The sequence below is a fragment of the Cetobacterium sp. genome, assembly GCF_048470075.1.
Lineage (GTDB): Bacteria > Fusobacteriota > Fusobacteriia > Fusobacteriales > Fusobacteriaceae > Cetobacterium_A.
This window is the reverse complement of the sequence record NZ_DBGBQB010000385.1, coordinates 1-2,173: the sequence shown is the minus strand read 5'-3', so window position 1 is coordinate 2,173 and position 2,173 is coordinate 1. Positions and strand designations below refer to the sequence as shown.

Annotated in this window: 3 protein-coding genes; 2 read left to right on the top strand and 1 reads right to left on the bottom strand. The window is 27.7% G+C overall.

Translation table 11 applies throughout. The annotated features are described in order from the left end of the window. Positions 1-605 (bottom strand): response regulator transcription factor (locus tag ACMOUI_RS13400; protein WP_418966192.1); only part of this gene is annotated, 605 nt, incomplete at its 3' end. Between the two features lie 179 nt (positions 606-784). On the opposite strand from ACMOUI_RS13400, the gene ACMOUI_RS13395 reads away from it, so the two are divergent. Together ACMOUI_RS13395 and ACMOUI_RS13390 are read left to right on the top strand one after the other, a co-directional pair. Continuing rightward, the gene (locus tag ACMOUI_RS13395) at positions 785-1,543 is read left to right on the top strand and encodes an outer membrane beta-barrel protein (protein WP_418966191.1); all 759 of its coding nucleotides are present in this window, start codon (positions 785-787) and stop codon (positions 1,541-1,543) included. Between the two features lie 160 nt (positions 1,544-1,703). Beyond that, positions 1,704-2,173: hypothetical protein (locus tag ACMOUI_RS13390; protein WP_418966190.1), on the top strand; the 470-nt coding region annotated here is incomplete at its 3' end.

Below are 2,173 nucleotides of genomic sequence, written 5' to 3'. Positions count from 1 at the left end.
ATGTAGCAGCCACTATCTTTTAAAAAAATACGTAGCCTTGAAATATGTTTATCAACTGATCTATCATCGCCAAAATAATCATACCCCCATACAGCACTTAAAATTTGCTCTCTGGTTTTTACCGTACCTATGTGCTCAACTAAATAGAACAGGATATCTCTTTCTTTAGTTGGTAGATTTATTTCCTCTTTATCTAAAAGTATTTTTTTACTTTTAAATGAAATTTCCAACTTTCCAAAAACCTTTATAATCTCTTTTTTTTCAAAAAATCTTCCTACAATAGAAAGAAAAATATGAGGAGAAAAAGGTTTAGTGATATAGCCATCTGCACCAGCATTATATGCATGAATTTGATTTTTTTCATCTGAAAGAGCGGTTAAAAATATAATAGGAACCTCTGAAAATTCTCTTATTATTTTAGTTAATTCTAAACCGTTTATTTTTGGCATCATTATATCGACAATAATTAAATCAAATATATTTTTTTTCATTATCTCTAAGGCTTGCTCCCCGTTGCTTGCCTCCATTACAGGTATATTTTTTTCAGATAATATTTCCACAATTAATTTTCGTATAATTAGGGAGTCTTCTACAATTAGTATCATAAATATATCCTCCTTTAAATTTATGTTATTATAGTTTAACATTTTTATGTCGTTTTTATATCTTTTAATTTATATTAAAAAATTTATAAATAGGAAATAAATAGGAAATAAATGAGCTATGATTATATTACAAATCAATTGCTAGAACTTAAAAATATATCTTACATGGAGGGATGCCAATGAGAAAGATGTTTATTCTATCTCTTGCCAGTTTGTTGATTGTACATTCTTTTGGAAAAGAATTGTCAACATCTGTGCCAGAGGTAAAAAAAGAGGTGGTAAATGAAGAAAAAATTATTTTAGATGATTATTTAAGCGAAGAAGAAATTTATTCGCCAACAACTTCTGATACTATTGAAGTAAATGATATTAGTTCTCATATATACTTGAGGTTTGGAGGTGATATTTACTCAAAATATTCCAAATTTAATTTTTCTAACAGTAGGGAATCCCTTAGAATCAATGATGGAAAAACAAAGGGATTGGGATACTCTTTTGGTATTGAAGTAACAAAAAATATGAGTGATTCTTTTGAAGTTGGAATGGGAGTTGCCTATCATGTAAACGCTAAAAATAAGGAAAAAACAATTGGTACAAGTTATAAAACTTCTTTAGAAAAATATGACAGCATCCCTATTTACTTAATTTTTAAATATAACTTTAATTTAGAAAATACTTTTACTCCGTACATTAAAGCTAATTTGGGCTATGCTTTTAATGTGAATGAAAAAGATATATACTTGAGAAAAGAGTCATATAAAACTAAAATTAATGATGGAGCGTATGGTGGTATTGGAATAGGAGCAGCATATGAAAACTTTTTTACAGATCTTATGTATCAAGTAACTTTTGCTAAAACAGAGCCTAAAAATGCAAAAAAAGGCGATTTAGATTACTCTAGAGTTACCTTATCTTTAGGATATAAACTAGATATCTAGTTTTATTTTAAAAATTATTGGGTGGGTAAGCGAATGCTAAGATTATCTCTTTTGTTATATATTTTACAAGTGTGTAAAATAAAAAAAGAAAAGGTTGGGATGAACTATAGATAAGAAAAACCTTTAGTAATTAATTAATAGTATCTGGAAAGGGGGAGTTGTGAAAATTATAAACCTTTTTGGAAAAAAGGAACTTGCAGAAAAAGAGTTGGAAAGTCTTTATGAGATAGAGAAGAATTCATGGAGTAATACTGACTTAAAAGTGAGTAAAAATATACTTGGTGAATGGTATAAGTTGCACTCACAGGGATATTGGGTAGGAGAGCAAAACAATGAAATTGTGGCATTTATCTATTTTATAAGATTGAGTAGAAAAGATTTGATGCTAAAAAAAAGATGGAAAGATATTATAGAAAATGAAACTTATAAATTTCATAAAAAAAATGGTAGTATTCTATTCCTTGTTACAATAGGAAGTAATATTTTCAATGGAGAGAATCTGTTAATAAGAGAGGTTTTAAAAGAAGTTGATAAGGGATTTTACGAGGGAGTGAGAGATATTTATGCTTGCCAAAAACTTTCAATATTAAATAAAAAAAATGATTTAGCTTTTTCAAAAGATCCTAAAAC

Excerpts from the sequence above, each read along its gene's own strand:
- ACMOUI_RS13395 (WP_418966191.1), top strand. The coding sequence starts at position 785 with ATGAGAAAGATGTTTATTCTATCTCTTGCCAGTTTGTTGATTGTACAT.